Annotated in this window: 24 protein-coding genes; 11 read left to right on the top strand and 13 right to left on the bottom strand. The window is 63.9% G+C overall.

What is annotated here, in order from left to right:
• The first annotated feature begins 58 nt into the window (after positions 1-58).
• Entirely contained in the window at positions 59-1,144 is a 1,086-nt protein-coding gene (locus MF6396_RS24840; protein ID WP_058540760.1) for an AraC family transcriptional regulator, read from the top strand.
• Here MF6396_RS24840 and MF6396_RS24835 read toward each other — a convergent pair.
• On the bottom strand, positions 1,101-2,555 hold the full coding sequence (locus tag MF6396_RS24835; protein WP_043864118.1) for a TrkH family potassium uptake protein: 1,455 nt from the start codon (positions 2,553-2,555) through the stop codon (positions 1,101-1,103). The two genes, MF6396_RS24840 and MF6396_RS24835, sit on opposite strands and share 44 nt — an antisense overlap.
• A gap of 100 nt (positions 2,556-2,655) precedes the next feature.
• Here MF6396_RS24835 and MF6396_RS24830 point away from each other — a divergent pair, with 100 nt between their 5' ends.
• The gene (locus tag MF6396_RS24830) at positions 2,656-3,219 is read left to right on the top strand and encodes a nitroreductase family protein (RefSeq protein ID WP_043864117.1); all 564 of its coding nucleotides are present in this window, start codon (positions 2,656-2,658) and stop codon (positions 3,217-3,219) included.
• A gap of 128 nt (positions 3,220-3,347) precedes the next feature.
• Here the strand turns inward: MF6396_RS24830 and MF6396_RS24825 are convergent, their stop codons facing one another.
• From MF6396_RS24825 to MF6396_RS24800, 6 genes are all read right to left on the bottom strand, one after another.
• On the bottom strand, positions 3,348-4,685 hold the full coding sequence (locus MF6396_RS24825) for a sensor histidine kinase (protein ID WP_043864116.1): 1,338 nt from the start codon (positions 4,683-4,685) through the stop codon (positions 3,348-3,350).
• 57 nt (positions 4,686-4,742) lie between these two features.
• A complete protein-coding gene (locus MF6396_RS24820) occupies positions 4,743-5,159 on the bottom strand; it encodes a Spy/CpxP family protein refolding chaperone (RefSeq protein WP_043864115.1) in 417 nt (138 codons plus the stop codon).
• Between the two features lie 163 nt (positions 5,160-5,322).
• Positions 5,323-6,000, bottom strand: a complete 678-nt coding sequence (locus MF6396_RS24815) for a response regulator transcription factor (protein ID WP_078481769.1) — start codon at positions 5,998-6,000, stop codon at positions 5,323-5,325.
• Positions 6,001-6,007: 7 nt separating this feature from the next.
• A complete protein-coding gene (locus MF6396_RS24810) occupies positions 6,008-6,409 on the bottom strand; it encodes a hypothetical protein (protein ID WP_058540762.1) in 402 nt (133 codons plus the stop codon).
• 202 nt (positions 6,410-6,611) lie between these two features.
• A complete protein-coding gene (locus MF6396_RS24805; RefSeq protein ID WP_078481768.1) occupies positions 6,612-6,911 on the bottom strand; it encodes a YciI family protein in 300 nt (99 codons plus the stop codon).
• Between the two features lies 1 nt (position 6,912).
• A complete protein-coding gene (locus tag MF6396_RS24800; protein WP_193791520.1) occupies positions 6,913-7,509 on the bottom strand; it encodes a septation protein A in 597 nt (198 codons plus the stop codon).
• A gap of 66 nt (positions 7,510-7,575) precedes the next feature.
• Between MF6396_RS24800 and MF6396_RS24795 the strand changes: the two genes are divergently transcribed.
• The 7 genes from MF6396_RS24795 (at position 7,576) to arfB (ending at position 14,548) form a co-directional block, all read left to right on the top strand.
• The gene (locus MF6396_RS24795; RefSeq protein ID WP_078481766.1) at positions 7,576-8,439 is read left to right on the top strand and encodes a PHP domain-containing protein; all 864 of its coding nucleotides are present in this window, start codon (positions 7,576-7,578) and stop codon (positions 8,437-8,439) included.
• Positions 8,440-8,452: 13 nt separating this feature from the next.
• Positions 8,453-9,082, top strand: coding sequence for an L-threonylcarbamoyladenylate synthase (locus MF6396_RS24790; protein WP_043864297.1), 630 nt, complete (start codon positions 8,453-8,455; stop codon positions 9,080-9,082).
• Between the two features lie 128 nt (positions 9,083-9,210).
• Positions 9,211-9,909: a segregation and condensation protein A gene (locus MF6396_RS24785; protein WP_162484885.1), complete on the top strand. Its 699-nt coding sequence runs from the start codon at positions 9,211-9,213 to the stop codon at positions 9,907-9,909.
• 18 nt (positions 9,910-9,927) lie between these two features.
• Positions 9,928-10,692: an SMC-Scp complex subunit ScpB gene (gene scpB, locus MF6396_RS24780; protein WP_043864108.1), complete on the top strand. Its 765-nt coding sequence runs from the start codon at positions 9,928-9,930 to the stop codon at positions 10,690-10,692.
• A 153-nt stretch (positions 10,693-10,845) separates the two neighbouring features.
• Positions 10,846-11,910, top strand: coding sequence for a 23S rRNA pseudouridine(2605) synthase RluB (gene rluB, locus MF6396_RS24775; RefSeq protein WP_078481765.1), 1,065 nt, complete (start codon positions 10,846-10,848; stop codon positions 11,908-11,910).
• Between the two features lie 702 nt (positions 11,911-12,612).
• Positions 12,613-14,034 carry an amino acid permease gene (locus MF6396_RS24770; protein WP_043864106.1) on the top strand — a complete coding sequence of 474 codons (1,422 nt, stop codon included), beginning with the start codon at positions 12,613-12,615 and terminating at the stop codon, positions 14,032-14,034.
• A gap of 100 nt (positions 14,035-14,134) precedes the next feature.
• On the top strand, positions 14,135-14,548 hold the full coding sequence (gene arfB, locus MF6396_RS24765) for an alternative ribosome rescue aminoacyl-tRNA hydrolase ArfB (RefSeq protein WP_043864296.1): 414 nt from the start codon (positions 14,135-14,137) through the stop codon (positions 14,546-14,548).
• Here arfB and MF6396_RS24760 read toward each other — a convergent pair.
• The 5 genes from MF6396_RS24760 to phhA form a co-directional block, all read right to left on the bottom strand.
• Positions 14,542-15,741: an MFS transporter gene (locus MF6396_RS24760; protein WP_078481764.1), complete on the bottom strand. Its 1,200-nt coding sequence runs from the start codon at positions 15,739-15,741 to the stop codon at positions 14,542-14,544. The two genes, arfB and MF6396_RS24760, sit on opposite strands and share 7 nt — an antisense overlap.
• Before the next feature lie 137 nt (positions 15,742-15,878).
• Complete coding sequence (locus MF6396_RS29240) at positions 15,879-16,010, bottom strand: hypothetical protein (protein ID WP_255002693.1); 132 nt, start codon at positions 16,008-16,010, stop codon at positions 15,879-15,881.
• A gap of 203 nt (positions 16,011-16,213) precedes the next feature.
• Positions 16,214-17,407 (bottom strand): amino acid aminotransferase, encoded by a 1,194-nt coding sequence (locus MF6396_RS24755; RefSeq protein ID WP_078481763.1) that lies wholly within the window; start codon positions 17,405-17,407, stop codon positions 16,214-16,216.
• Positions 17,407-17,763 carry a 4a-hydroxytetrahydrobiopterin dehydratase gene (locus tag MF6396_RS24750; RefSeq protein WP_036994257.1) on the bottom strand — a complete coding sequence of 119 codons (357 nt, stop codon included), beginning with the start codon at positions 17,761-17,763 and terminating at the stop codon, positions 17,407-17,409. Before MF6396_RS24750 ends, MF6396_RS24755 begins: the two co-directional genes overlap by 1 nt.
• 44 nt (positions 17,764-17,807) lie before the next feature.
• Positions 17,808-18,596: a phenylalanine 4-monooxygenase gene (gene phhA / locus MF6396_RS24745; RefSeq protein WP_043860279.1), complete on the bottom strand. Its 789-nt coding sequence runs from the start codon at positions 18,594-18,596 to the stop codon at positions 17,808-17,810.
• 272 nt (positions 18,597-18,868) lie between these two features.
• Here phhA and MF6396_RS24740 point away from each other — a divergent pair, with 272 nt between their 5' ends.
• Entirely contained in the window at positions 18,869-20,428 is a 1,560-nt protein-coding gene (locus tag MF6396_RS24740; RefSeq protein ID WP_043860280.1) for a sigma-54-dependent phenylalanine hydroxylase transcriptional regulator PhhR, read from the top strand.
• A gap of 87 nt (positions 20,429-20,515) precedes the next feature.
• Here MF6396_RS24740 and MF6396_RS24735 read toward each other — a convergent pair whose 3' ends face one another.
• Positions 20,516-20,776 (bottom strand): DUF2790 domain-containing protein, encoded by a 261-nt coding sequence (locus tag MF6396_RS24735; RefSeq protein ID WP_043860281.1) that lies wholly within the window; start codon positions 20,774-20,776, stop codon positions 20,516-20,518.
• A 414-nt stretch (positions 20,777-21,190) separates the two neighbouring features.
• Here MF6396_RS24735 and acs point away from each other — a divergent pair, with 414 nt between their 5' ends.
• Entirely contained in the window at positions 21,191-23,152 is a 1,962-nt protein-coding gene (gene acs, locus MF6396_RS24730) for an acetate--CoA ligase (protein WP_043860282.1), read from the top strand.
• The last annotated feature ends 411 nt before the right edge of the window (positions 23,153-23,563 follow it).

Below are 23,563 nucleotides of genomic sequence, written 5' to 3'. Positions count from 1 at the left end.
CCACTTTAGTATCCTTTGCGTTCACCGCAGGAGCGGTCTTACCCAAAAGAAGCCAGCCATGAGCGAAAGAACCACGTCAGCAAGCTGGGCCTCGGGGATCGTCAAGGCACTTGAATTCGAAGGGCTCGATTGCCCTGCGCTGTTCAAGCAGCTCGGCCTGGACTTCGCCGCGCTGGACGACCCCGACGCACGTTTCACCCAGGACTCCATGACCCGCTTGTGGCAACTGGCCGAAGAGTTGTCGGGCAACCGTGCCATCGGCCTGAACATGGCGCGGGTGGTGCGCCCGGCATCGTTTCACGTGGTCGGCTATGCCTTGATGTCCAGCCGCACCCTGGCCGAGGGGTTCGAGCGCCTGGTGCGTTACCAGCGCATTATCGCGGAGAGTTCCGACCTGAGCTTTCGCCTGGGGCCGGAAGGCTACTCGCTGGTGCTGACCGTGCATGGCGATCACCTGCCGCCCACCCGGCACAGCGCCGAGGCCTCGCTGGCCTGCGCCCTGGCGCTGTGCTGCTGGTTGAGCGGGCGCACCATCCAGCTGCGCCGGGTGCTGGTACAAGGCCCGCAGCCTCAGGATATAGAACCCTACAAGCAGGCGTTTCGTGCCCCGCTGGTGTTTGGCGCGCCCCACGATGCGCTGGTGTTCGAGCGCGCCGACATGGAGGCGCCGTTGCCCACGGCCAACGAGGCCATGGCGATTCTGCACGACCGTTTTGCCGGCGAGTACCTGGCGCGTTTTTCCGAAAGCCGGGTGACCCACCGTGCACGTCAGGTGCTGTGCCGCATGCTGCCCCAGGGCGAACCCAAGCGCGAAATGGTCGCCCAGGCCCTGCACCTGTCGCAGCGCACGCTGCAGCGGCGCCTGCAGGAGGAGGGCACCAGCTTTCAGACCCTGCTCGATGATACCCGTCGCGAACTTGCCGAGCAGTACCTTGCGCAGCCGAACATGACATTGCTGGAGACTGCCTACCTGCTGGGTTTTGCCGACCCGAGCAACTTCTTCCGGGCTTTCCGGCGCTGGTTCGACCTCACCCCCGGGGAATACCGCACCCGTATGGAGCTGGCGCGCAGTGCCGGCCCCGAGGCGTCGGCCCAGGGCGTCAGTGTCGCCAGAACGCCGGCATGCACAGAACCAGCACCGTAATGATTTCCAGGCGGCCCAGCAGCATGCCGCCGGCCAGGATCCACTTGGCGGCGTCGGGCAGGGTGGCGAAGTTGCCCGCCGGGCCGATGGTTTCGCCCAGGCCCGGGCCCACGCCGGATACGGTGCTGGCCGCGCCGGTCAGGGCAGTCATCCAGTCCACGCCCAGCAGCGAAAGCAGCAGCGCGATGATGCAGATGGTGATGGCGAAGAAGAACGAGAAGGTCAGGATCGACCGCACGATCTCTTCGTCGAGGCGGTGACCGTTGTATTTCTGTTTGATCACCGCGCGCGGGTGAATCAGCTGGTTGAGGCTGGCCTTGAGCAGGATGTAGGCCACCTGGAAGCGGAAGATCTTGATCCCGCCCGCGGTCGAGCCCGAACAGCCGCCGATGAAACCCAGGTAGAAGAACAGCATCAGCGAAAAGTTGCCCCACAGGCTGTAGTCGCCCAGGGCGAAGCCGGTGGTGGTGACCACCGAGGTCACGTTCAGCGCCACGTGGCGCAAGGCATCGAACCACGGCAGGCTGGTGGTGGCCCAGTACCAGGTACCCAGCACCACCCAGGTGGCCACCAGCAGGCCGAGCAGGCCCTGTACCTGCTGGTCCTTGATCAGTGCCTTGCGATTGCCACGCATCGTGGCCACGTAGAGGGTGAACGGCACACTGCCCAGGATCATCACCACCACCGCCACCCAGTGCACGGCCGGCTGGTCCCACTTGGCCAGCGACTGGTCGGAGGTGGAGAAACCGCCGGTGGAAATTGCCGACATGGCGTGGTTGATGGCATCGAACGGGCTCATGCCGGCCAGCCAGAACCCCAGCCCGCCGATGGTGGTGATGCCCACGTACACCGCCACGATCGACTTGGCGACCATGTGCGAGCGGGGCATGACCTTTTCGGAGCGGTCCGAGGACTCGGTCTGGAACAGGCGCATGCCGCCGATGCGCAGCAGCGGCAGGATCGCCACGGCCATGCCGATGAAGCCGATGCCGCCCAGCCAGTGCAGCAGCGAGCGCCATATCAGGATGCCCGGCGACATGCTGTCCAGGCCACTGAGCACGGTGGCGCCGGTGGCGGTGATGCCCGACATGCTCTCGAAGAAGGCATCGGTGTAGCTGATGTGCTGGGTCAGCAGGAACGGCAGGGCGGCGAAGATGCACACCACCAGCCAGCTGCTCACGGTGAGCAGGTACATGTCGCGCGGGCGCAGGTGCACGTGCTCGGGGCGCCCGGGTATGACCAGGGCCAGGCCGGCAATGAAGGTGATCAGGCTGGCCCACAGAAACGACGGCAGGTCGCCGGTGCGCTCGTAGATGACCAGGGTGGCCATGGGCACGGTCATGCTGATCGCCAGGGTAATCAGGAAGATGCCGATAATGAAACCGATGATCCTTAAGGTCGGCAACGCCATGTGATCTGCTCTGGGTTGAAACGGAGGGGCGCCATTCTACCTATGGGCCTCTTTAAGTAAACGGTAGAATAGCCGCACATTTCTCGACAGGGGGTAGCCGATGGAGGCTCTCGACGCATTGCTCAACCGTGTTTCCGTTCCTCGCCTGGTAGAGCCGGCACCTGATGCTGCGCAGCGCGAGTTGCTGTTTCGGGCGGCCTCGCGTGCGCCGGACCATGGCCAATTGCGGCCCTGGCGGTTCCTGACCATCGAAGGCGCGGCCCGCGAGCAATTGGGGGCGCTGCTGGCCGAGGCGGTGCAGGCGCAGGGCGAAGCCACCGAGGCAGCGCTGGAAAAGGCCCATGCCATGCCGCTGCGGGCGCCGTTGCTGATTGTGGTGATCGCGAACGTGCAGGATCACGTCAAGGTGCCCAAGTCCGAGCAGCGGCTGGCGGCCGCGTGTGCGGCGCATGCCATTCTGCTGGCGGCATATGCCCAGGGGATCGGCGCGGTGTGGCGTACCGGCGAGCTGTCCTACAGCCCGCAGGTGGCCAAGGGCCTCGGGTTGGCGGATACCGAAGAGCTGATCGGCTTCCTGTATGTGGGCACGCCGCTTAACCCGCCGCGTACGGCGCCGGTGGTGTCTGTCGAGGCGTTTGTCAGCGCCTGGGAACAGCCCCGCTAAGCTATACAGGCATCAGATGGCCCTTTCGCTGGCAAAGCCAGCTCCCACAGGTGCGCAACGGCCCCTGAGGACGGTGACAAGCCTGTGGGGGCCGGCTTGCCAGCGAAGAAGCCAACACCCGTCTTTATTCAGGCGCTAGCCGGCCCCGCCACCGGCAACTCCAGCGTCGCCACGAACCCGCCCTGCGCATGGTTGCCCAGCACCAGGCTGCCACCATGACGTTCCGCCGCCTTGCGCGCGATCGCAAGGCCCAGGCCATGCCCGGCCGTGGTCTGCCCCGGGGCGCGGAAAAACGGCTCGCCCAACTGCGCCAGGTGCTCGTCGGCCACCCCCGGCCCGTGGTCGCGCACCGTCAGCACGATACGCTCGCCTTCACGCTGTGCACTCATCTCGATCGGTTGCCCCGGCGGATTGAAGCGCACGGCATTGCGCAGCAGGTTGTCCAGCGCACGTTCGATCAGTGTCGGCCAGCCCTGCAGGCTCAGCCCAGGCGTGTCGTGCAGCTGGATGTCCTGTTCCGGCGCTGCGAGCTGAGCATCCTTGCGCACGCTGGCCAGCAGCGCATTGAGGTCGACCGGTTCTGCGCTGGCGCTTTCGGCATCCACCCGCGCCAACACCAGGATTTCACTGATCAAAGCCTCGAGGCGGTCGCACTCGCGGGTCAGGCGCGGCCAGTAGGCCTGCTGCTGTGCAGGCTCTGCCCGCTCGGCCAGGGCCAGGGCGATCCGCAGGCGTGCCAGCGGTGAGCGCAGTTCATGGGACACGTCACGCAGCAGTTGGCGCTGGCTGGCAATCAGGCTCTGCAGGCGCGCGCCCATGCGGTTGAAGTCATTGGCCAGCACACCGAACTCGTCGCGCCGGTTGGCCAGGCGTGCCAGGCTGTTCTGCTGGTAGGTGGTCTGCCCCAGGTCATGTACCGCGCCACGCAGGCGACTGAGGGGGCGGGTGATCGACAGGGTTACCAGCAGGCTGAACAGGGTCAGTACCACCAGGGCAATGCCCAATGCACTCAGCGGCCACAGCAGGCTGTCGCGGTGCCAGGCGTCGAGTTCGGGGTGAGGGATGCGGTAGATCAGCAGGTAGGTGTCGCCCGTGCCGGGGCTGGTGTACTCCTCGGTGAGGCGTCGCCAGGGCAGCGGCTCGCCGTTGTGCCGGCGCGCCTCGAAGGCTGCTGCGCGGCGCGGGAACGTGCCTGGCACCACCGCCTCGCCGCTTTCGTTGAGCACCTGCACGTCGATGTTGTAGCGCCGCTTGCGCAGCTCCAGATAACGCTGCGCGGCCTCGGGCCCTTGCTGTTCGTAGCGCGCCGACCAGTTCATGGCCAGGGTATTGAGCCCCGGGTGGCGGCTGAGGATCCAGGCGTCCTGATTGAGCATGTGGCCGAGCAGGATCGACAGCCCGGCAACCAGGGTGATGGCCAGCCAGAAGCTGGCCAGGATGCGCCAGAACAGTGAACGCAAGGGCATTACCTCAAACGAAAGAAGCCCGACCTGCGGGGGCAGGTCGGGCGGGGTGTGGACAGCTTACTGGGCCTTGCTGGCTTTTTCAGCTTTCCAGGCTTTGAACTCGGCCCACTCGGCCTTGCGCTCTGCCTGCTTCTTCTTCATTTCATCGAACTGCTTCTGCTGCTCTGGCTTGAGCATGCCGCGGATCTGGGTGTCGACCTTGTCGTGGCTTGCCTTGAGTTCGTCCTTGAGTGCCTTCTGGTCGGCTGCCGGCAGCTTGGCCAGGTAGCGCTGGGTGATTTCGTGGCGGCTCTTCATCTGCTCGCCCATCAGTTGACGGATCTGCTGGCGCTGCTCGCGGGTCAGGTCCAGCTGGGCGAAAGGCGCTCCACCGCGTTGGTGCTCGGCGCCGTGACGGGGGCCGCCATCGGGCATGGCCATGGCTACGGTTGGCAGGGCGGCAGCGAACATCAGGGCGATAAGGGTCTTGCGCATGGTGACTCTCCTTGTTGAGGCCGGTCGTTACCGGATGTGCCCAGTCTAGGGAGATCAAGGTCAGCGGCGGTCAGGCAAGGGTAAAGCTTGGGTAAAGACGGTGGGCGAGGGTGTTTACACGGTGGGGCGTTGGCGTGCGCCCCTTCGCCAGCAAGGCTGGCGCCTACAGGCTGTAGTAATAGCCGCGGCTGCGCAGGGCGACGATGCGCGGCCTGCCATCGGGATGCGGGCCGATCTTCTTGCGCAGGTTGCTGACGTGCATGTCCAGGCTACGGTCGTACAGGGTCAGCTTGCGGCCCAGGGCGAGCTGCGCCAGTTCCTGTTTGTCCAGCGGCTCACCCGGCTGGCCCAGCAGGGCTTCGAGAATGCGGCTTTCGGAAAGGGTCAGGGTCAGCTCGCGTTCGTCGATGTCGACCACGCCACGGGCGGGGCTGAAGCGCAGGTCGCCCACTTCCATCTGGGTGGGTGTGGCGGCCGGGTGGCTGCGGCGCAGCACGGCGCGCAGCCGCGCGGTGAGCTCGCGGGGGTCGCAGGGCTTGGCCAGGTAGTCGTCGGCGCCCAGTTCCAGGCCCAGGATACGGTCCAGCGGCTCGCCGCGAGCAGACAGCATCAGCACTGGCAGTTCGGCGTGGTCGCTGCGCAATTGCTTGAGCAGTTCCAGGCCGCTGCCGTCGGGCAGCATCACATCCAGCACCACCGCTGCCGGGGCGTGCTCGGCCAGGGCCTTGCGGGCGCTCTGGCCATCATGGCAGGCACGCACCTGAAAGCCTTCCTGGGTCAGCCAGTTGCTCAGCAGCTCGCACAGTTCCTGGTCATCATCAATCAGTAGCAGCTCGCTCATGTCTCACTCAATTCAACCATTGCCGGCGCCGTCTGTGGCTGCCACTGGCAAAGATACCGCAGAGCACGGCCAACAGGGCAACTCCGGCACCAATCACGAACCATTGCTGCTGATCGGTGAGCAGCTTGGGCAGCGGGTTGGCCTGGTGTTGCTCGAGCTGCTGCTTCAGGCGCTGGTTCTCCTGGCGCAGGCGGGTCAGCTGGGCGCTTTCGCGTTCGTTCTCGACATTTTTCAGCTGCTGCTTGAGCGCTTCGTGCTGGCGCTCACTTTCCTTGAGGCGTTGCTGCAGCTCGGAGATCTGGCTACCCGCACTCAACGACAAAGGGGTGCTGGCGGAGGCTTCGGCGGCCTTGGCGAGCGGGGTCAGCAGCAACAGGCACAGCAGCATGGACAACGGACCTTGACGCATCGGAACTCCTTGATTCCAATCGGGTGTTGCGTAGGTTGTCGGCAGGTGGACGAGAATGATGAACATTCGAGTGGATTTTAAGGCGTAGCACTACAGGCCCGCTGTAGTGGGCAAAGCCAGGAAGGGGAGCAGGGAGTGGGTGCGAGGGTGCGCAGAAGGTGAGGCGAATCGGCGCGACGACGGGCTCGTCGCGCCGATCAGGTTACGGCAGGACCTGCTTGAACGGCTTCACCAGCACTTCGGCATATACACCCGCCGCAATGTAAGGATCCGCATCTGCCCAGACCTTGGCAGCCTCGAGCGAGTCGAACTCGGCGACGATCAGGCTGCCACTGAACCCGGCCGCGCCAGGGTCGTTGCTGTCGATCGCCGGGTGCGGGCCGGCCAGTACGATGCGGCCTTCGGCCTTGAGCTGCTGCAGGCGCTCAAGGTGCGCCGGGCGTGCAGCCAGGCGGGCTTGCAGCGAATCGGCAACGTCTGTGGCGATGATGGCGTAGAGCATGTCAGTCCTCGGTCTTGGGGGTAGTAGGGTCGCTGTCGTGCAGGTGGCGGGACAGGTAGACACCCTGGCCCACCAGGAACAGTACGGTCATGCCCAGGCTGCCGAATACCTTGAAGTCCACCCAGATGTCCTGGAAGGTGAAGGCAACGAACAGGTTGGCCGCGCCGCAGAACAGGAAGAACGCGATCCACGCCAGGTTCAGGCGCGTCCACACCGGCTCGGGCAAGGTCAGCGCATGGCCCATGATGCGCTTGATCAATACACGGTCACCAATGAAGTGACTGCCCGCAAAAGCGGTGGCGAACAGCCAGTTCACCGCCGGGGCCTTCCACTTGAGGAAGGTCTCGCTGTGGAAGGCCAGGGTCAGGCCGCCAAATACCAGGCACGCCACCAGGGTCAGCCACTGGCCCTTCTCCAGCCTGCGCTGGCGGATCAGCAATGCGCCATACACCACCAGCGAACTGATGATCAGCACCGCCGTGGCGCTGTAGATGCCGCCCAGCTCGAACGACTGGCCGGCAACGTCGACCGTGCGCGGGTCGAGCTTGTAGACGATGAAAAACAGGAACAACGGGATGAAATCGATGAATTGTTTCACAGTGGCAGCCAGAAGCAGGATGTGACGGCATAATAACAAACATCAATGAGAGCGTATGCGCCACCTATGAATGTTGATCTGCACTGCCACAGCACCGCTTCCGATGGCGCCCTGTCGCCCACGGCGCTGGTCGCTCGCGCCCACGAACACGGCGTGCGGATGCTTTCGCTGACCGACCACGACACCCTCGAAGGCCAGCTCGAAGCCCAGGCTGCCACCCAGGCGCTGGACATGCAGTGGGTCAGCGGGGTCGAGCTGTCCTGCACCTGGGGCGGGGCGACGATTCACATCCTGGGCTACAACTTCCCGCTCGATGCCGAACCGCTGCAGCGCGCCGTCGAGTCGCTGCACCGTGGACGCTGGCTGCGCTCAGAGGAAATCGACCGGCGGCTGGCGCTCAAGGGCATGCCCGGCGCGCTGGACGGCGCCCGTGCCATCCAGCAGGAGCTGGGTGACAGCGGCAATGCGCCGGCCCGTCCGCACTTTGCCGAGTACCTGGTGCGTGCCGGCCACGTCAAGGACCGCGGCGAAGCCTTTCGCAAGTGGCTGGGCGCCGGCAAGCTGGGGGATGTGAAGCTGCACTGGCCAAGCCTGGAAGACACCGTGCAGACCCTGCGCCAGTCCCACGCATGGGTCAGCCTTGCCCACCCGATGCACTACGAATTAACCCGCAGGAAGCGTCGACGCCTGATTGCCGACTATATTCAAGCAGGTGGCCAGGCGCTGGAAGTGGTGAACGGGATGATGCCCGCCGAACAGGTGGGCACGATGTCGATCCTGGCCCGTGAGTTCGGTCTGCTGGCCAGCGCCGGCAGCGATTTCCATGGCCCGGGCGCCTGGTCTGAGATCGGTGTCTACCGGCCGTTGCCGGAGGACCTGCCACCCCTGTGGCGTCGATTCAAACATGAGCAGCCCACTGCACCCGTCTGAACAGGTAGAAAACGTGAGTCAATTTTTCCAGATTCATGCGGAAAACCCGCAACCGCGCCTGATCAAGCAGGCCGTCGAGATCATCCGCAAGGGTGGGGTGGTGGTCTACCCTACCGATTCGTCCTACGCCATGGGTTGCCAGATCGGCGACAAGTCTGCCGTGGAGCGCGTGCGCCGCTTGCGCGGGCTGGACAAGAGCCACAACTTCACGCTGATCTGCTGCGACCTGTCGCAGATGGGCCTGTTCGCCAAGATCGACACCGCCACGTTCCGCCTGCTCAAGGCGCATGTGCCGGGGCCCTATACCTTCATCCTCAATGGCACCCGCGAAGTACCGCGCCTGCTGTTGCACGAGAAGCGCCGCACCATCGGCCTGCGCGTGCCGCAAAACCCCATTCTGCTGGCCTTGCTCGAAGAGCTGGGCGAGCCGTTGATGAGCGTCAGCCTGATCCTGCCAGGCGACGACGAACCCATGACCGACCCGTACGAGATCCGCCAGCGCCTGGAAAAACAGGTCGACCTGATCATCGACGGCGGTTACGGCGACCTCAAGGCCTCCACCATCATCGACCTGACCGGGGAGGAGGCTGTGCTGGTGCGTGAAGGCTGCGGCGACCCTGCGCCCTTCATGGCCGAAGCGTGAACCAGGTCGCTGCGGTCGAGCCGGCCCTGGACCCACAGGCCGGCGCCCAGCAGGAGCTGCCACTGGTGATGGTGTATGGCGAAGCCATGACCGAGATGCCAGTGGACCTGTACATCCCGCCCGATGCGCTGGAAGTGTTCCTCGAAGCCTTCGAGGGCCCGCTCGACCTGCTGCTGTACCTGATTCGCAAGCAGAACGTGGATATTCTCGACATCCCGGTGGCGGAGATCACGCGCCAGTACATGGGCTATGTCGAGCTGATGAAGACCGTACGCCTGGAACTGGCCGCCGAGTACCTGGTGATGGCCGCGATGCTGGCCGAGATCAAGTCGCGCATGCTGCTGCCGCGCTCGGCCGAAGTGGAGCAGGAAGAGGACGATCCGCGTGCCGAACTGATTCGCCGGCTGCAGGAGTACGAACGTTTCAAGGCCGCCGCCGAAGGCATCGACGGCCTGAGCCGGGTTGGCCGCGAGGTGATCGTACCGCGCCTGGAGGCACCCCAGGCCAAGGCGCGCAAGCTGTTGCCCGACGTTGCGCTGGAAGAGGTGCTGATGTCGATGGCCGAGGTGCTGCGCCGCGGCGACATGTTCGAGAGCCACCAGGTCAGCCGCGAGGCGCTGTCGACCCGCGAGCGCATGAGCGATGTGCTCGAGCGCCTCAAGGGCGGCGGCTTCGTGCCCTTCGTCGAGCTGTTCACGGCCGAGGAGGGCAAGCTGGGGGTGGTGGTGACCTTCATGGCCATCCTCGAACTGGTCAAGGAATCTCTCGTCGAACTGGTGCAGAATGAGCCCTTCGCTCCCATCCATGTCCGCGCCCGGGCCGAATAACCGTACACGAGCACCCCAATGAACCTGACCGACCCCCGTGACCTGGCGCCGCTGCTGGAAGCCTTCCTGCTCGCCTCTGGCAAGGCGCAATCGCTGGAGCGCCTGTACGAGCTGTTCGAAGAGGCCGAGCGCCCTGAGCCCGGCGTGTTCAAGAAGGCCCTCGAGGTGCTGCGCAAGTCCTGTGCCGGGCGCGCGTTCGAGCTCAAGGAGGTGGCCTCGGGCTACCGCCTGCAGATCCGCGAGGACTACGCGCCCTGGGTCGGGCGGCTGTGGGAAGAACGGCCGCAGCGCTATTCGCGTGCGTTGCTCGAAACCATTGCGCTGATCGCCTATCGCCAGCCGATCACCCGTGGCGAGATCGAGGATGTGCGGGGCGTGGCGGTGAACACCAATATCATCAAGACCCTGCTCGAGCGCGAGTGGGTGCGCATCGTGGGCTACCGCGAAGTGCCCGGTAAACCGGCGATGTTCGCCACCACCAAGGCCTTTCTCGACCACTTCAACCTGAAGAACCTCGACGAGCTGCCCTCGCTGGCCGAGTTGCGCGAGATGGAGCCCGAGCCATTGCTGGAAGTGGATGATGCACCGGTGCCGGCCCACCTGCAGGCCCTGGCCGACGAGAGCGCCGAGCCCGAAGCCCCGGTCGAGGAGACCAGCTTTCACAGCCTGTTGCTGGAGCTGGACTCGATGGAGCAGGGGCTCAAGACCGACTTCGACGACCTGCTCGAGCAAGCCGATGAACCCGATGAGGGCCAGGCAGCGCCCGGTTCGCCGCAGGGCTGAGCGGCCTTCGAGCGGAAAACAGCGTCCTGGGGTGCAATATCGGCTAGTCTGTGGTGCGTTTGTCGTCGGTTCGGCGTATGATTCGCGACCTTTTTTGGCGCTTGTTTGGCCAATTCAATGATTTTCAGCAGCACTACACCGGGAGGTGCCCAGATGAGTGAACAGGATCTGCACGATAGCCCGCCGCGTCCAGCCGGCGAAAAACTGCAAAAGGTACTCGCGCGCATTGGCGTGGGTTCGCGCCGCGACGTCGAGGCCTGGATCAGCCAGGGTCGCATCAAGGTCAATGGCGTGGACGCCACCCTTGGCCAGCGCGTCGACATGCACGACGCGATTTCGGTCGACGGCCGCCTGATCAAGCGTGAAGAAGCCGCCGAGACCGTGCGCCGCGTCATCATGTACAACAAGCCCGACGGCGAGATCTGCACCCGTGACGACCCGGAAGGTCGTCCGACCGTGTTCGATCGCCTGCCGCGCCCGAAAGAGGGCCGCTGGATCAACGTCGGTCGCCTGGACATCAACACCACCGGCCTGCTGATGTTCACCACCGATGGTGAGCTGGCCAACCGCCTGATGCACCCGTCGTCCGAACTGGACCGTGAATACGCAGTGCGTGTACGCGGCGAAGTGGACGAAGACATGATCGCGCGCCTGAAGGCGGGCGTGGTGCTCGAAGACGGTCCGGCGCGTTTCACCGACATTCAGGAAGCCCCGGGCGGTGAAGGTTTCAACCACTGGTACCACTGCGTGGTGATGGAAGGCCGCAACCGTGAGGTGCGTCGCCTGTGGGAATCCCAGGGCCTGGTGGTCAGCCGCCTGAAGCGTGTGCGCTTTGGCCCGGTGTTCCTCAACAGCGACCTGCCGATGGGCCGCTGGCGCGAAATGAGCCAGGGCGAAGTGGACATCCTGGCTGCCGAAGTGGGGCTCAAGCCGGTGGCGATGCCAGCGATGAAGGCCAAGGTCAAGGACAAGCTCGAGCGCATGCAGCGCAAGTCGTCCAAGCCGGTGGGCCGTGGCGAGCGCGTGCGCACCCTGCGCCCGGCCAAGGAAGGTGGCGCGACCACCGAGCGCGCAGCGCGCCAGCCGCGTGACGACTCGCCACGCAAGGGCCGCAGCACCGTGGCCGAGCGTCCGAGCGACATGAACAAGCGCAAGCCGGCCGGCTCCGCACCCAAGCGGCCGGGCAGCAGCCGTGGCAAGCCGCCGCGGGCTGAGTAAGCGCTCACACAAGCCAACCTTCGGGTTGGCTTTTTTGTGCCTGTGGTGTTTTCACGTGCCTTTCGCCGGCAAGGCCGGCTCCTACAGGCATTGCACTCGCAGTGTAGGAGTCGCGTTGCCGGCGGAGGGCCGGCGCAGACACTCCAAGGCAACCAGTGGAAACTTTTTGAACCACGTCGTAAATAATTCGTTACTACTTGTGGCGTACTGATTGGGCAAGCCAGCCCATCCTTCAGGCTGTAAACAAACCTTGCCGAAAACGTCGGCGACGGCCACCTTCCGTCCACGTCAACCTCTTGCCCAACCCCCGCAACCACGGTGTGATAGCCGCCATTGCCAAGTGCAAAAGCCCCGCCGCAGAGCTGGGCAAGCCATAACAAGAAATGGAGGCGCCATGCACGCCGTACACTCCCCCAGGCTCCAGAACCCCCGCCGGACCGCTGCGTCTTGTCATCCGACAGTCACGCAACGTGTTGACCCCTGCGCCAAAGCAAGGGTATACAATGCGCCGCGTTTTAACTGTGACCCAACTGCGTACCGCGCAACCTTGCTGACTCCGGGCTGATTCGCCTCGGGCTGACGCCCGTACCGAAGGCTCTGGTCCAAGACTCCTCAAGGTATACCACCTTGTTAATTCCGCTGCGCCACGAGCGCGGTGGGTCCGATTCCGTCACAGATAAAAACAAACAGGTGACTCCGTTCATGAGTGGACAAAACTCGCATTCAGGTGAGCTCAAGCGTGGCCTGAAAAACCGCCACATCCAGCTGATCGCCCTCGGTGGCGCCATCGGCACCGGCCTGTTCCTGGGTTCGGCCGGGGTGATGCAATCGGCCGGCCCGTCGATGATCCTGGGCTATGCGATCTGCGGCTTCATTGCCTTCCTGATCATGCGCCAGCTGGGCGAGATGATCGTCGAAGAGCCGGTGGCCGGCTCCTTCGCCCACTTCGCCCACAAGTACTGGGGCGGTTTCGCCGGCTTCCTGTCGGGCTGGAACTGCTGGGTGCTGTACATCCTGGTGGGGATGTCGGAGCTGACCGCGGTCGGCAAGTACGTCCACTACTGGTGGCCGGAGATCCCCACCTGGGCCTCGGCAGCCGCATTCTTCATCCTCATCAACGCGATCAACCTGGCCAACGTGAAGGTGTTCGGCGAGGCGGAGTTCTGGTTCGCGATCATCAAGGTGCTGGCCATCGTCGGCATGATCGGCCTGGGCAGCTACCTGCTGGTCAGCGGCAGCGGCGGCCCTGAAGCCTCGGTCACCAACCTGTGGGCCCACGGCGGTTTCTTCCCGCACGGCGTCGGCGGCCTGGTGATGGCCATGGCGATCATCATGTTCTCCTTCGGCGGCCTGGAAATGCTCGGTTTCACCGCAGCCGAGGCCGACAAGCCGAAGACCGTGATCCCCAAGGCGATCAACCAGGTCATCTACCGCATCCTGATCTTCTACATCGGTGCCCTGGTGGTGCTGCTGTCGCTGACCCCGTGGGACAGCCTGGTCAGCAGCCTGACCAGCTCGGGCGATGCCTACAGCGCCAGCCCGTTCGTGCAGGTGTTCTCGCTGCTGGGCAGCAACACCGCAGCGCATATCCTCAACTTCGTGGTGCTGACCGCGGCGCTGTCGGTGTACAACAGCGGCACCTACTGCAACGCGCGCATGCTCTACGGCATGGCCGAGCAGGGTGATGCGCCGGCCAGCCTGGCCAAGATCGACAAGCGTGGCGTGCCGGTACGCTCGATTCTGGCGTCGGCAGCCGTTACCGTGGTGGCGGTGCTGCTCAACTACCTGATGCCGCACAGCGCCCTGGAGCTGCTGATGTCGCTGGTGGTGGCGACCCTGGTGATCAACTGGGCGATGATCAGCTACTCGCACCTCAAGTTCCGCCAGCACATGGACCGTACCGGTCAGAAGTCGCTGTTCCGCGCGCTGATCTACCCCTACGGCAACTACCTCTGCCTGGCGTTCGTGGTGTTCATCCTGGGCATCATGCTGCTGATGCCGGGCATCCGTGTATCGGTGTACGCGATTCCGGTATGGCTGGTGGTGATGTGGGGCTTCTACTGGCTCAAGAGCAAGCGCAGCGCCAACGGCGCCCCTGCAGTGCCGAGCGCCGCCCTCAAGTAAGCGCAGGATGCTGCAATGAAAGCCCGGCCTTGTGCCGGGCTTTTTGGTTTTGTGCACCAGGGCGGGTATCCTGAAGGCCAATTCGCGCAAAGCCAGGCCCATGCTGATCATTTCCAACGCCGTGCACATTCCCGATGACGAGATCGAATTGAACGCCATTCGCGCCCAGGGCGCCGGTGGGCAGAACGTCAACAAGGTCTCCAGCGCCGTGCACCTGCGCTTTGACATCAATGCCTCCTCACTGCCGCCGTTTCACAAGGAGCGGTTGCTGGGCCTGCGTGACAGCCGGATCACCAGCGACGGGGTGATCGTGCTCAAGGCCCAGCAATACCGTACCCAGGAGCAGAACCGGGCCGACGCCCTGGAGCGCTTGCGCGAACTGATTCTGGCGGCGGTGAAGGTCGAGAAGGCGCGGCGGCCTACGCGCCCGACCCTGGGCTCCAAGACCCGTCGCCTGGAGTCAAAGAGCAAGCGCGGGGCGATCAAGGCCGGGCGCGGCAAGATCGACTACTGAAGCGTGTGGCGTACCGGGTTCAGTCGTGCCTGGCGGTACAGGTAAAGGCTGAGCAGCAGGCCGCACAAGGCGGCGATTGCCGCAAACAGAAAGATCGAGGCAAAGCCGAAACCTGCCGCCACGGCCCCCGCCAGTGGTCCAGTGATACCCAGCGACAGGTCGATGAACAGTGAGTAGGCCCCCACCGCGGCACCGCGGTTGGCCGCCGGCACCAGATTGACCGCCTCTACCCCCAGCGCCGGGAATACCAGCGAAAAGCCGAAGCCGCTCAGTGCCGCACCGGCCAGTGCCAGTTCGGCGCTGGGGGCCAGCCACAGCAGCAACAGGCCGATCGTCTCCACGCTCAGGCAAGCAATGGCGACACGGTAGCCGCCCAGACGGTTGATCAGGTTGCCGAACAGCAGGCGTGCGCTGATGAAGCTGGCGCCGAACAGGCTCAGGCACAAGGCGGCGTTGTGCCAGGACTGGCTGGCGTAGTACAGGGTAATGAAGGTGGCGATGGTGCCAAAGCCGATCGAGCCCAGCGCCAGCCCCGAGCCATGCCCGAACACCCGCCCCAGCACGTGCAGAAACGGCCTGCGCACGCCACTGACGATCGGCGCCGCCTGCTTGGGCCAGGCCAGCGCCAGGCCTGCCGCGCACAGCAGCAGGATGCTCACGCCCATGCTCCACAGCCCCAGTTGCTGTACCAGCACCACCCCCAGCGGTGCGCCGATGGCCAGCGCGCCGTAGCTGGCGATGCCGTTCCAGGAGATCACCTTGGCGGTGTGCTGCGCGCCCACCCGGCCGATGCCCCAGCCGATGGCGCCCGAACCCACCAGGCTTTCGGCGCTGCCCAGCACCAGGCGCCCCACCAGCAGGCTGGTCAGGCTCATCCAGGGCGTGGCCTGCAGCCAGGCGGCCAGCAACATGAACACGCCGCTCAGGCCGCAGCCGCCCAGGCCGTACATCACCGCACGCTTGCAGCCCTGATTGTCGATGAGGCGGCTGGCATAGGGGCGGCTGAGCAGGGTGGCGAGGTATTGCACGCTGATCACCAGGCCGGCGACCACGGCGCCGAACCCCAGGGTGTCGTGCACGAAGCCGGGCAGCACGGCCAGGGGAATGCCGATGTTGAGGTAGCCGATGAAGGTGAACAGCACGATGGAGACGACTTGCAGGGTGACCGCCAGGGGGCGCGGTGTGACAGGCATGGAAGGTCCGGGAGGTGACGGGCTGGAGTGCCTATCATAGACCTGTGGAGCGCGGGGAGGGTTCTTGGCGGTGTGAAAACCCGTTGCCGGGGTCGTCCCCTGTCGTAGTGGTTTTCACACGCCGGGTAGTGCGCGGTTTATTCCTGTTCGGCGCTCGGGGTTTCGTCGCCATCGGAATCTGCCACGTGGGCAGGTTCGGCGCTGAGAGGAGCAGCAGGCTGCTCGGCTTGGTTCAGGCTTGGGAAGGGAAGATTCGGGATTTCATGCATCTCGTCGTTCCTCGCAAGTTTATAAGGTGGAAAGGCTGCGCAAGGCGCGCTTGGCTTCGATAAAGCCTGGGCAGGATACAGGAGTCTGGATGACAGTATGAATTTTCCTGCTGATTGGTGGCCTTCAGCGGCTTCGCCGGCACGGCCAGCGCCTACACGGATCGACGTCGTCCCTGTAGGAGCCGGCCTTGCCGACGAAGGGTTCAGCGACAGACGTCCGCGATGGCCGCCGCCAGCACCTGCAGCCTGGCCGCATCCGCCCCGGCGATGTTCGCCCGTCCGGTACCGACCATGTACACACTGTGCTTCTCGCGCAGTTGCGTCACTTGCTGCGGTGAGAGGCCGGTGTAGGAGAACATTCCGCGTTGCGCGGCGATATGCGCGAACCGCTCGCTCAGCCCATGGGGCTGCAGCGCCTCGACCAGGCCGACCCGCAGCATGGCGATGCGCTGGCGCATGGCGTCGACTTCGTCGGCCCACAGGCGCTTGAGCGCCGGATCGCCAAGAATCGTCGCCACCACCGCCGCGCCATGGTCTGGCGGCGTCGACCACAGGTTGCGTGCAATCGATGCCAGCTGACTGCGCACATCCTGCAGCTTTTCGGCGCTGTCGGCGCATACCAGCAGCGCACCGGTGCGCTCGCGGTACAGGCCGAAGTTCTTCGAGCACGAACTGGTCACCAGCAGCTCCGGCAGGGCCTGGGCAAACAGCCTCACGGCCCAGGTATCCTGCTCCAGCCCGTCACCGAAGCCCTGGTAGGCGAAGTCGATCAGCGGCAGCAGTTCGCGGCGCTTGACCACTTCCAGCACCGCCTGCCAGTCCTGCTGCGACAGGTCGAAGCCGGTGGGGTTATGGCAGCAGGCGTGCAGCAGCACCACGTCGCCCGTGGGCACCGATTCCAGCGCCGCGAGCATGCCGGTCACGTTCAGGCGGTTGTCTGCGCCCACATAGGGGTAGTGGCTGACCTTCAGGCCGGCACTGGCGAACAGCGTTTCGTGGATCGGCCAGGTCGGGTCGCTCAGCCAGATGCCACGCCCTGGCAGGCACTGGCGGATGAACTCCGCCGCCAGTCGCAGTGCGCCGGTGCCGCCCGGGGTTTGCGTGGCGCCTGCGCGCCGGGCTGCGAGCAGTGGCGCGTCGTCACCAAGTACCAGTTGCGCGATCAGTTGTCCGAAGGCTGCATCCCCGTGACCGCCTACGTAGCTCTTGCTGGTCTGGCCGTCGAGCAGGCGCTGTTCGGCCAGCTTGACCGCCCTGGGCACCGGGGTAAGGCCCTGGGCGTCCTTGAACACGCCAACCCCCAGGTCGAACCTGTCGGGGTTGGTGTCCCTGGCGTACGCCTCCATCAGCCCCAGAATCGGGTCGCCTGGCACGCGCGTGATGGCGCCGAAGTGCATTACTTGCGACCTTCTGCGGTGCTGGCGACCTCATCGGTGCGCGCGGCCATGATGAAGTCGTTGCGGTGCAGGCCCTTGATCGAGTGGCTCCACCAGGTCACGGTGACCTTGCCCCACTCGGTCAGCAGGCCAGGGTGATGGCCTTCGGCTTCGGAGATTTCGCCCACTGCGTTGGTGAACGCCAGGGCATGTTTGAAATTCTTGAACAGGAACACTTTTTCCAGCTGCATGATGCCGTCGCGCACTTCGATGTTCCAATCCGGGATCTGCTTGATCAGTACCGGCAGTTCTTCGTCGCTGACCTGTGGGGCGTCGGCACGGCAGGCTTCGCAATGGGCTTGGTTCAAGGCGTTCATAGGTGATTCTTCCGCAAGTGGTTGTTATAGGTGTACAGGGTGGCTCAAGCGGCCACCTTGGGGGGGAATTTGGGGGCGTGCAGGCCCAGCTGCATGGCGCGTTGAACCATGCCCATGATGTCTTCGTGGGCCAGGTCGAACAAGCGCTTGAGCTGCGGCAGGGCGAAGTACACCGGCTGCAGGATATCGATGCGGTAAGGCGTGCGCATGGCCTCGAGCGGATCGAAGGCCTGGTGTTCCGGTTCGTCGGACAGGCTGTAGACGGTTTCCTTGGGCGAGGAGAGGATGCCGCCGCCGTAGATCCTGCGGCCCTGCGGGGTGTCCACCAGACCGAACTCGATGGTCATCCAGTACAGGCGGGCCAGGTAGACGCGCTGTTCCTTGGTCGCGGCCAGGCCGAGTTTGCCGTAGGTGTGGGTGAATTCGGCAAACCAGGGGTTGGTCAGCAGCGGGCAGTGGCCGAAGATCTCGTGAAAGATGTCGGGCTCTTGCAGATAGTCGAGTTCTTCTTCGGTGCGAATGAAGGTGGCCACCGGAAAGCGCTTGCTGGCCAGCAGTTCGAAGAAGGTCTGGAAGGGGATCAGGGCCGGCACGCGGGCAACTTGCCAGCCGGTGGTGGCGCCCAGTACCTGGTTTATCTCGCTCAGTTGCGGAATGCGGTCATGAGGCAGGTTCAGTTGTTCGATGCCGTCCAGGTACTCCTGGCACGCGCGCCCCTCGATCACCTTCAGCTGGCGGGTGATCAGGGTATTCCACACCGCATGTTCCTGCGGCGGGTAATCGATAAAACCCTGCGCATCGGGCTCGCGGGCCACGTAGTGCGTCTGTTTCATGCTGCTCTCCTGATGAGGGCCTTTATTGTTATAGGGTGGCTTTCGCCATGCCCTAGGAATACCCCCTCCCCCTGGTGTTTGCATCCCGTTGCCTCGTGCCCGGCGGGCGGTTCAACCGTATTTTTGTAACGCAGATTTTACGGTGGTGCCGAAGTGCCGAAAAAACGCAGGTGCTGGTAGCTGTGAATCCGCCTTTTTGTAACGTATTCTTTACGAGAATTCATGCCGTTGTGCAGATAGTTGGCCTCGTCTTCTTGTTTGTAGGACCTTTCATGCGTATCAAAGTGCACTGCCAGAACCGCATCGGTATCTTGCGCGACATGCTCAACCTGCTGGTCGAGTACGGGATCAACGTGGCCCGCGGCGAGGTGGGGGGCGAGCATGGCAATGCCATCTACCTGCACTGCCCGAACCTGATCAACCTGCAGTTCCAGGCGCTGCGCCCCAAGTTCGAAGCCATTACCGGTGTGTTCGGGGTCAAGCGCGTGGGCCTGATGCCCAGCGAGCGCCGGCACATGGAGCTCAATGCCTTGCTGGGTGCGCTGGATTTTCCGGTGCTGTCGATCGACATGGGGGGCTCGATCGTCGCGGCCAACCGTTCGGCGGCGCAGTTGCTCGGGGTACGGGTGGACGAAGTGCCGGGCATTGCATTGTCGCGGTATGCCGAGGATTTCGACCTGCCTGAGTTGGTGCGGGCCAACAAGTCACGCATCAACGGCTTGCGGGTGAAGATCAAAGGCGATGTGTTCCTGGCCGATATCGCACCGCTGCAGTCCGAGCACGATGACAGCGAGGCGCTGGCAGGGGCCGTGCTGACCCTGCACCGGGCTGACCGCATCGGCGAACGCATCTACAACGTGCGCAAGCAGGAGCTGCGTGGGTTCGACAGCATTTTCCAGAGCTCCAGGGTGATGGCGGCGGTGGTGCGCGAGGCACGTCGCATGGCGCCGCTGGATGCGCCACTGCTGATCGAGGGCGAGACCGGTACCGGCAAGGAGCTGCTGGCCCGCGCCTGCCACCTGGCCAGTCCGCGTGGGCAGGCGCCGCTGATGGCGCTCAACTGTGCCGGGCTGCCCGAGTCGATGGCCGAGACCGAGCTGTTCGGCTACGGGCCGGGGGCGTTCGAAGGCGCCCGCGCCGAGGGCAAGCTTGGCCTGCTGGAACTGACCGCGGGCGGCACGCTGTTTCTCGACGGCGTGGGTGAGATGAGCCCGCGCCTGCAGGTGAAGCTGTTGCGCTTTCTGCAGGACGGTTGCTTTCGCCGGGTGGGCAGTGACGAGGAGGTGTACCTGGATGTGCGGGTGATCTGCGCGACCCAGGTGGACTTGTCGGAGTTGTGCGCCCGCGGCGAGTTTCGCCAGGACCTGTATCACCGCCTCAACGTGCTGTCGCTGCACATTCCACCGCTGCGCGAGTGCCTGGACGGCCTGGCGCCGCTGGTGGAGCATTTTCTCGACCAGGCCAGCCGCCAGATCGGCTGCCCGTTGCCGAGCCTGGCACCGGCGGCGATGGAGCGCCTGAGCCAATACCATTGGCCGGGCAACGTGCGGCAACTGGAGAACGTACTGTTCCAGGCGGTTTCATTGTGCGACGGCGGGGTGGTCAAGGCCGAGCATATTCGCCTGCCCGATTATGGCGCGCGCCAACCTTTGGGCGAGTTTTCCCTGGAAGGTGACTTGTCGCAAATAGTCGGTCGTTTCGAAAAAGCCGTACTTGAAAGTTTGCAGGGTGAATTCCCCAGTAGCAGAGCACTGGGTAAACGCCTGGGCGTTTCGCATACCACCATTGCCAACAAGTTGCGTGATTACGCAATCGGCAAAGTTGTGGAGTGACTTGAAAGGCGGGGAAGTTACTGTTTGCAGCGAGGGTGCGCCTCGTCGACACAAGGCCCGAGGCGCAACTACCGTCAGTGTGCTCTATCAGCCGTTGGAGCACCCGTTACCCATGACGCGGTATTCGAGAATGTGCTTCTGGCCTTGGGAGTCCTCGTAGGTCATGCGGGCCGGAACCACTTCGCAGACGTTCGGGACTTCGGTCATGGAAATGACTTTGGCGATGTCCAGATGTTGCGAGTAACTGTATTGTTCAACCGGAATCTGCTCGGCGGAAACATCTGCAACTTCAGCCGCCATGGCCGATGCGCAAAAACTACCGAGTGCCAATACCAGTAAAGCTTTCATCTTCAAGTTACCTGTCTAAGGTCGTAAGGGGTCACGCTGCGCTTGTGGCGCGGCGTGTGCAGCAAGTTGAAACTTTCAGGGTTATCGCGGGATTAACATGCCTTCGTGGGGGCTGTTACCAGTTAATTCGCGTTGCCGTTGCTGGCGAGGTGAATTCTAGGAGTGTGGCGGGCCCCGAAACAGAGCCCGTTTTGATAAACACTGTTGGCGGAAACTGTAACAATCAGTTGAAATTTCACCCCGGGATTTATTTTTCTATCTGTTGCCGCGCTGGAACGCCCGTGCCAGAGCGGTCGACGCGCAGTGTTGGACCAAATGCAGGTCCCGTTACTACCAACGTCGAATGGCCCTTGGCGCTCTGGTACAGTTAAAACGAGGTCATACAAAAACAACTATTACACCGAGGTAACAAAGATGAGTGCGGCTCCCCTGTATCCCGTGCGTCCCGAGGTTGCGGCCAACACGCTGACCGACGAGGCGACCTACAAGGCCATGTACCAGCAGTCGGTGATCAACCCTGACGGCTTCTGGCGCGAGCAAGCTCAGCGCCTCGAGTGGATCAAGCCCTTCACCAAGGTCAAGCAGACCTCGTTCGACGACCACCATGTCGACATCAAGTGGTTTGCCGACGGCACTCTGAACGTTTCCTACAACTGCCTGGACCGTCACCTGGCCGAGCGTGGCGATCAGCTGGCGATCATCTGGGAAGGCGACGACCCTTCCGAGCACCGCAACATCACCTATCGCGAACTACACGAGCAGGTCTGCAAGTTCGCCAACGCCCTGCGTGGCCAGGACGTTCACCGCGGCGACGTGGTGACCATCTACATGCCGATGATTCCCGAAGCCGTGGTCGCCATGCTGGCGTGCGCGCGTATCGGCGCGATCCACTCGGTGGTGTTCGGCGGCTTCTCGCCCGAGGCGCTGGCCGGCCGCATCATCGACTGCAAGTCCAAGGTCGTGATCACCGCCGACGAAGGGCTGCGTGGCGGGCGTCGTACCGCACTCAAGGCCAACGTCGACCTGGCGCTGACCAACCCGGAAACCGCCAGCGTGCAGAAGATCATCGTGTGCAAGCGCACTGGTGGCGACATTGCCTGGCACCAGCACCGCGACATCTGGTACGAAGACCTGATGAAAGTGGCTTCTGCCCACTGCGCGCCGAAAGAGATGGGCGCCGAAGAAGCGCTGTTCATCCTCTATACCTCCGGCTCCACCGGCAAGCCCAAGGGCGTGCTGCACACCACTGGCGGCTACCTGGTGTACGCCTCGCTGACCCATGAGCGCGTGTTCGACTATCGCCCTGGTGACGTGTACTGGTGCACCGCCGACGTGGGCTGGGTAACCGGTCACAGCTACATCGTCTATGGCCCGCTGGCCAACGGCGCCACCACCCTGCTGTTCGAAGGCGTGCCGAACTACCCGGACATCACCCGTGTGGCGAAGATCGTCGACAAGCACAAGGTCAACATCCTCTACACCGCGCCCACCGCCATTCGCGCGATGATGGCCGAAGGTCAGGCGGCCATGAAGGATGCCGACGGTTCGAGCCTGCGCCTGCTGGGCTCGGTAGGCGAGCCGATCAACCCTGAAGCCTGGAACTGGTACCACACCACCGTGGGCAAGGAGCGTTGCCCGATCGTCGACACCTGGTGGCAGACCGAGACCGGCGGCATCCTGATCAGCCCGCTGCCGGGCGCCACTGCGCTCAAGCCGGGCTCGGCCACCCGTCCGTTCTTCGGCGTGGTGCCGGCGCTGGTGGACAACCTGGGCAACCTGATCGACGGCGCCGCCGAGGGCAACCTGGTGATCCTCGATTCGTGGCCGGGCCAGTCGCGTTCGCTGTACGGCGATCACGACCGTTTCGTCGACACCTACTTCAAGACCTTCCGCGGCATGTACTTCACCGGTGACGGCGCGCGCCGCGACGAAGACGGCTACTACTGGATCACCGGCCGGGTCGACGACGTACTCAACGTCTCGGGCCACCGCATGGGGACCGCCGAGATCGAGAGCGCCATGGTTGCGCACCCGAAGGTCGCCGAGGCGGCGGTCGTCGGTGTGCCGCATGATCTGAAGGGGCAGGGCATCTATGTCTACGTCACGCTCAACGGTGGCGAGGAGCCGAGCGAAGCATTGCGTCTGGAGCTGAAGAACTGGGTGCGCAAGGAGATCGGGCCGATCGCCTCGCCAGACGTGATCCAGTGGGCACCAGGGCTGCCTAAAACCCGCTCGGGCAAGATCATGCGCCGTATCCTGCGCAAGATCGCCACGGCCGAGTACGACGGCCTGGGCGACATCTCGACGCTGGCCGACCCGGGTGTGGTGCAGCACCTGATCGACACGCACAAGTCGATGAACCTGGCGTCGGCCTGAGTCATCGCCGGCAGGCCGGCCCTTGTAGGGGTCGGCCTGCCGGCGATAGGGCCGGTTGGCTGTCAGCACAAAGCCCCGCACTGCGGGGCTTTTTCATGCCTGTTACGCCGACTTTCATCGGTAACCTTTTCTGTCACCGGTTTCGCACACAAACGGGGCATTGGGAAACGCCGCCGCCCGATCCGGGCGCATCCACCACGCCAATTTTGCATGGCTGCCACGCTGCACTTGCCGGATTACAAGGCTTTGCCAATAATGGGCGCGGTTATTGCTTGATTGATAGGTTATTTGTCTCTCGCTTTTGCATATTCCGCGAAAGCTGTCAATATCTCCGGCCCTGACTTCCGGCGCTTCTGTAACTAGTTGTCGCATTGAAGAAATATCGGGTTCGGAGCTGTCGCTAAAATGCCA

It is taken from the genome of Pseudomonas sp. MF6396, from assembly GCF_002018915.1.
GTDB lineage: Bacteria > Pseudomonadota > Gammaproteobacteria > Pseudomonadales > Pseudomonadaceae > Aquipseudomonas > Aquipseudomonas palmensis.
Note: the sequence above shows the minus strand (reverse complement) of the source record. Positions and strands in the feature narration are given on the sequence as shown.

What these genes read in the sequence shown, in the direction of transcription:
- MF6396_RS24840 (WP_058540760.1), top strand. Translation starts at nt 59, where the DNA reads ATGAGCGAAAGAACCACGTCAGCAAGCTGGGCCTCGGGGATCGTCAAG.
- MF6396_RS24835 (WP_043864118.1), bottom strand. Translation starts at nt 2,555, where the DNA reads ATGGCGTTGCCGACCTTAAGGATCATCGGTTTCATTATCGGCATCTTC.
- MF6396_RS24830 (WP_043864117.1), top strand. Translation starts at nt 2,656, where the DNA reads ATGGAGGCTCTCGACGCATTGCTCAACCGTGTTTCCGTTCCTCGCCTG.
- MF6396_RS24825 (WP_043864116.1), bottom strand. Translation starts at nt 4,685, where the DNA reads ATGCCCTTGCGTTCACTGTTCTGGCGCATCCTGGCCAGCTTCTGGCTG.
- MF6396_RS24820 (WP_043864115.1), bottom strand. Translation starts at nt 5,159, where the DNA reads ATGCGCAAGACCCTTATCGCCCTGATGTTCGCTGCCGCCCTGCCAACC.
- MF6396_RS24815 (WP_078481769.1), bottom strand. Translation starts at nt 6,000, where the DNA reads ATGAGCGAGCTGCTACTGATTGATGATGACCAGGAACTGTGCGAGCTG.
- MF6396_RS24810 (WP_058540762.1), bottom strand. Translation starts at nt 6,409, where the DNA reads ATGCGTCAAGGTCCGTTGTCCATGCTGCTGTGCCTGTTGCTGCTGACC.
- MF6396_RS24805 (WP_078481768.1), bottom strand. Translation starts at nt 6,911, where the DNA reads ATGCTCTACGCCATCATCGCCACAGACGTTGCCGATTCGCTGCAAGCC.
- MF6396_RS24795 (WP_078481766.1), top strand. Translation starts at nt 7,576, where the DNA reads ATGAATGTTGATCTGCACTGCCACAGCACCGCTTCCGATGGCGCCCTG.
- scpB (WP_043864108.1), top strand. Translation starts at nt 9,928, where the DNA reads ATGAACCTGACCGACCCCCGTGACCTGGCGCCGCTGCTGGAAGCCTTC.
- rluB (WP_078481765.1), top strand. Translation starts at nt 10,846, where the DNA reads ATGAGTGAACAGGATCTGCACGATAGCCCGCCGCGTCCAGCCGGCGAA.
- MF6396_RS24770 (WP_043864106.1), top strand. Translation starts at nt 12,613, where the DNA reads ATGAGTGGACAAAACTCGCATTCAGGTGAGCTCAAGCGTGGCCTGAAA.
- arfB (WP_043864296.1), top strand. Translation starts at nt 14,135, where the DNA reads ATGCTGATCATTTCCAACGCCGTGCACATTCCCGATGACGAGATCGAA.
- MF6396_RS24760 (WP_078481764.1), bottom strand. Translation starts at nt 15,741, where the DNA reads ATGCCTGTCACACCGCGCCCCCTGGCGGTCACCCTGCAAGTCGTCTCC.
- MF6396_RS29240 (WP_255002693.1), bottom strand. Translation starts at nt 16,010, where the DNA reads ATGCATGAAATCCCGAATCTTCCCTTCCCAAGCCTGAACCAAGCCGAG.
- MF6396_RS24755 (WP_078481763.1), bottom strand. Translation starts at nt 17,407, where the DNA reads ATGCACTTCGGCGCCATCACGCGCGTGCCAGGCGACCCGATTCTGGGG.
- MF6396_RS24750 (WP_036994257.1), bottom strand. Translation starts at nt 17,763, where the DNA reads ATGAACGCCTTGAACCAAGCCCATTGCGAAGCCTGCCGTGCCGACGCC.
- phhA (WP_043860279.1), bottom strand. Translation starts at nt 18,596, where the DNA reads ATGAAACAGACGCACTACGTGGCCCGCGAGCCCGATGCGCAGGGTTTT.
- MF6396_RS24740 (WP_043860280.1), top strand. Translation starts at nt 18,869, where the DNA reads ATGCGTATCAAAGTGCACTGCCAGAACCGCATCGGTATCTTGCGCGAC.
- MF6396_RS24735 (WP_043860281.1), bottom strand. Translation starts at nt 20,776, where the DNA reads ATGAAAGCTTTACTGGTATTGGCACTCGGTAGTTTTTGCGCATCGGCC.
- acs (WP_043860282.1), top strand. Translation starts at nt 21,191, where the DNA reads ATGAGTGCGGCTCCCCTGTATCCCGTGCGTCCCGAGGTTGCGGCCAAC.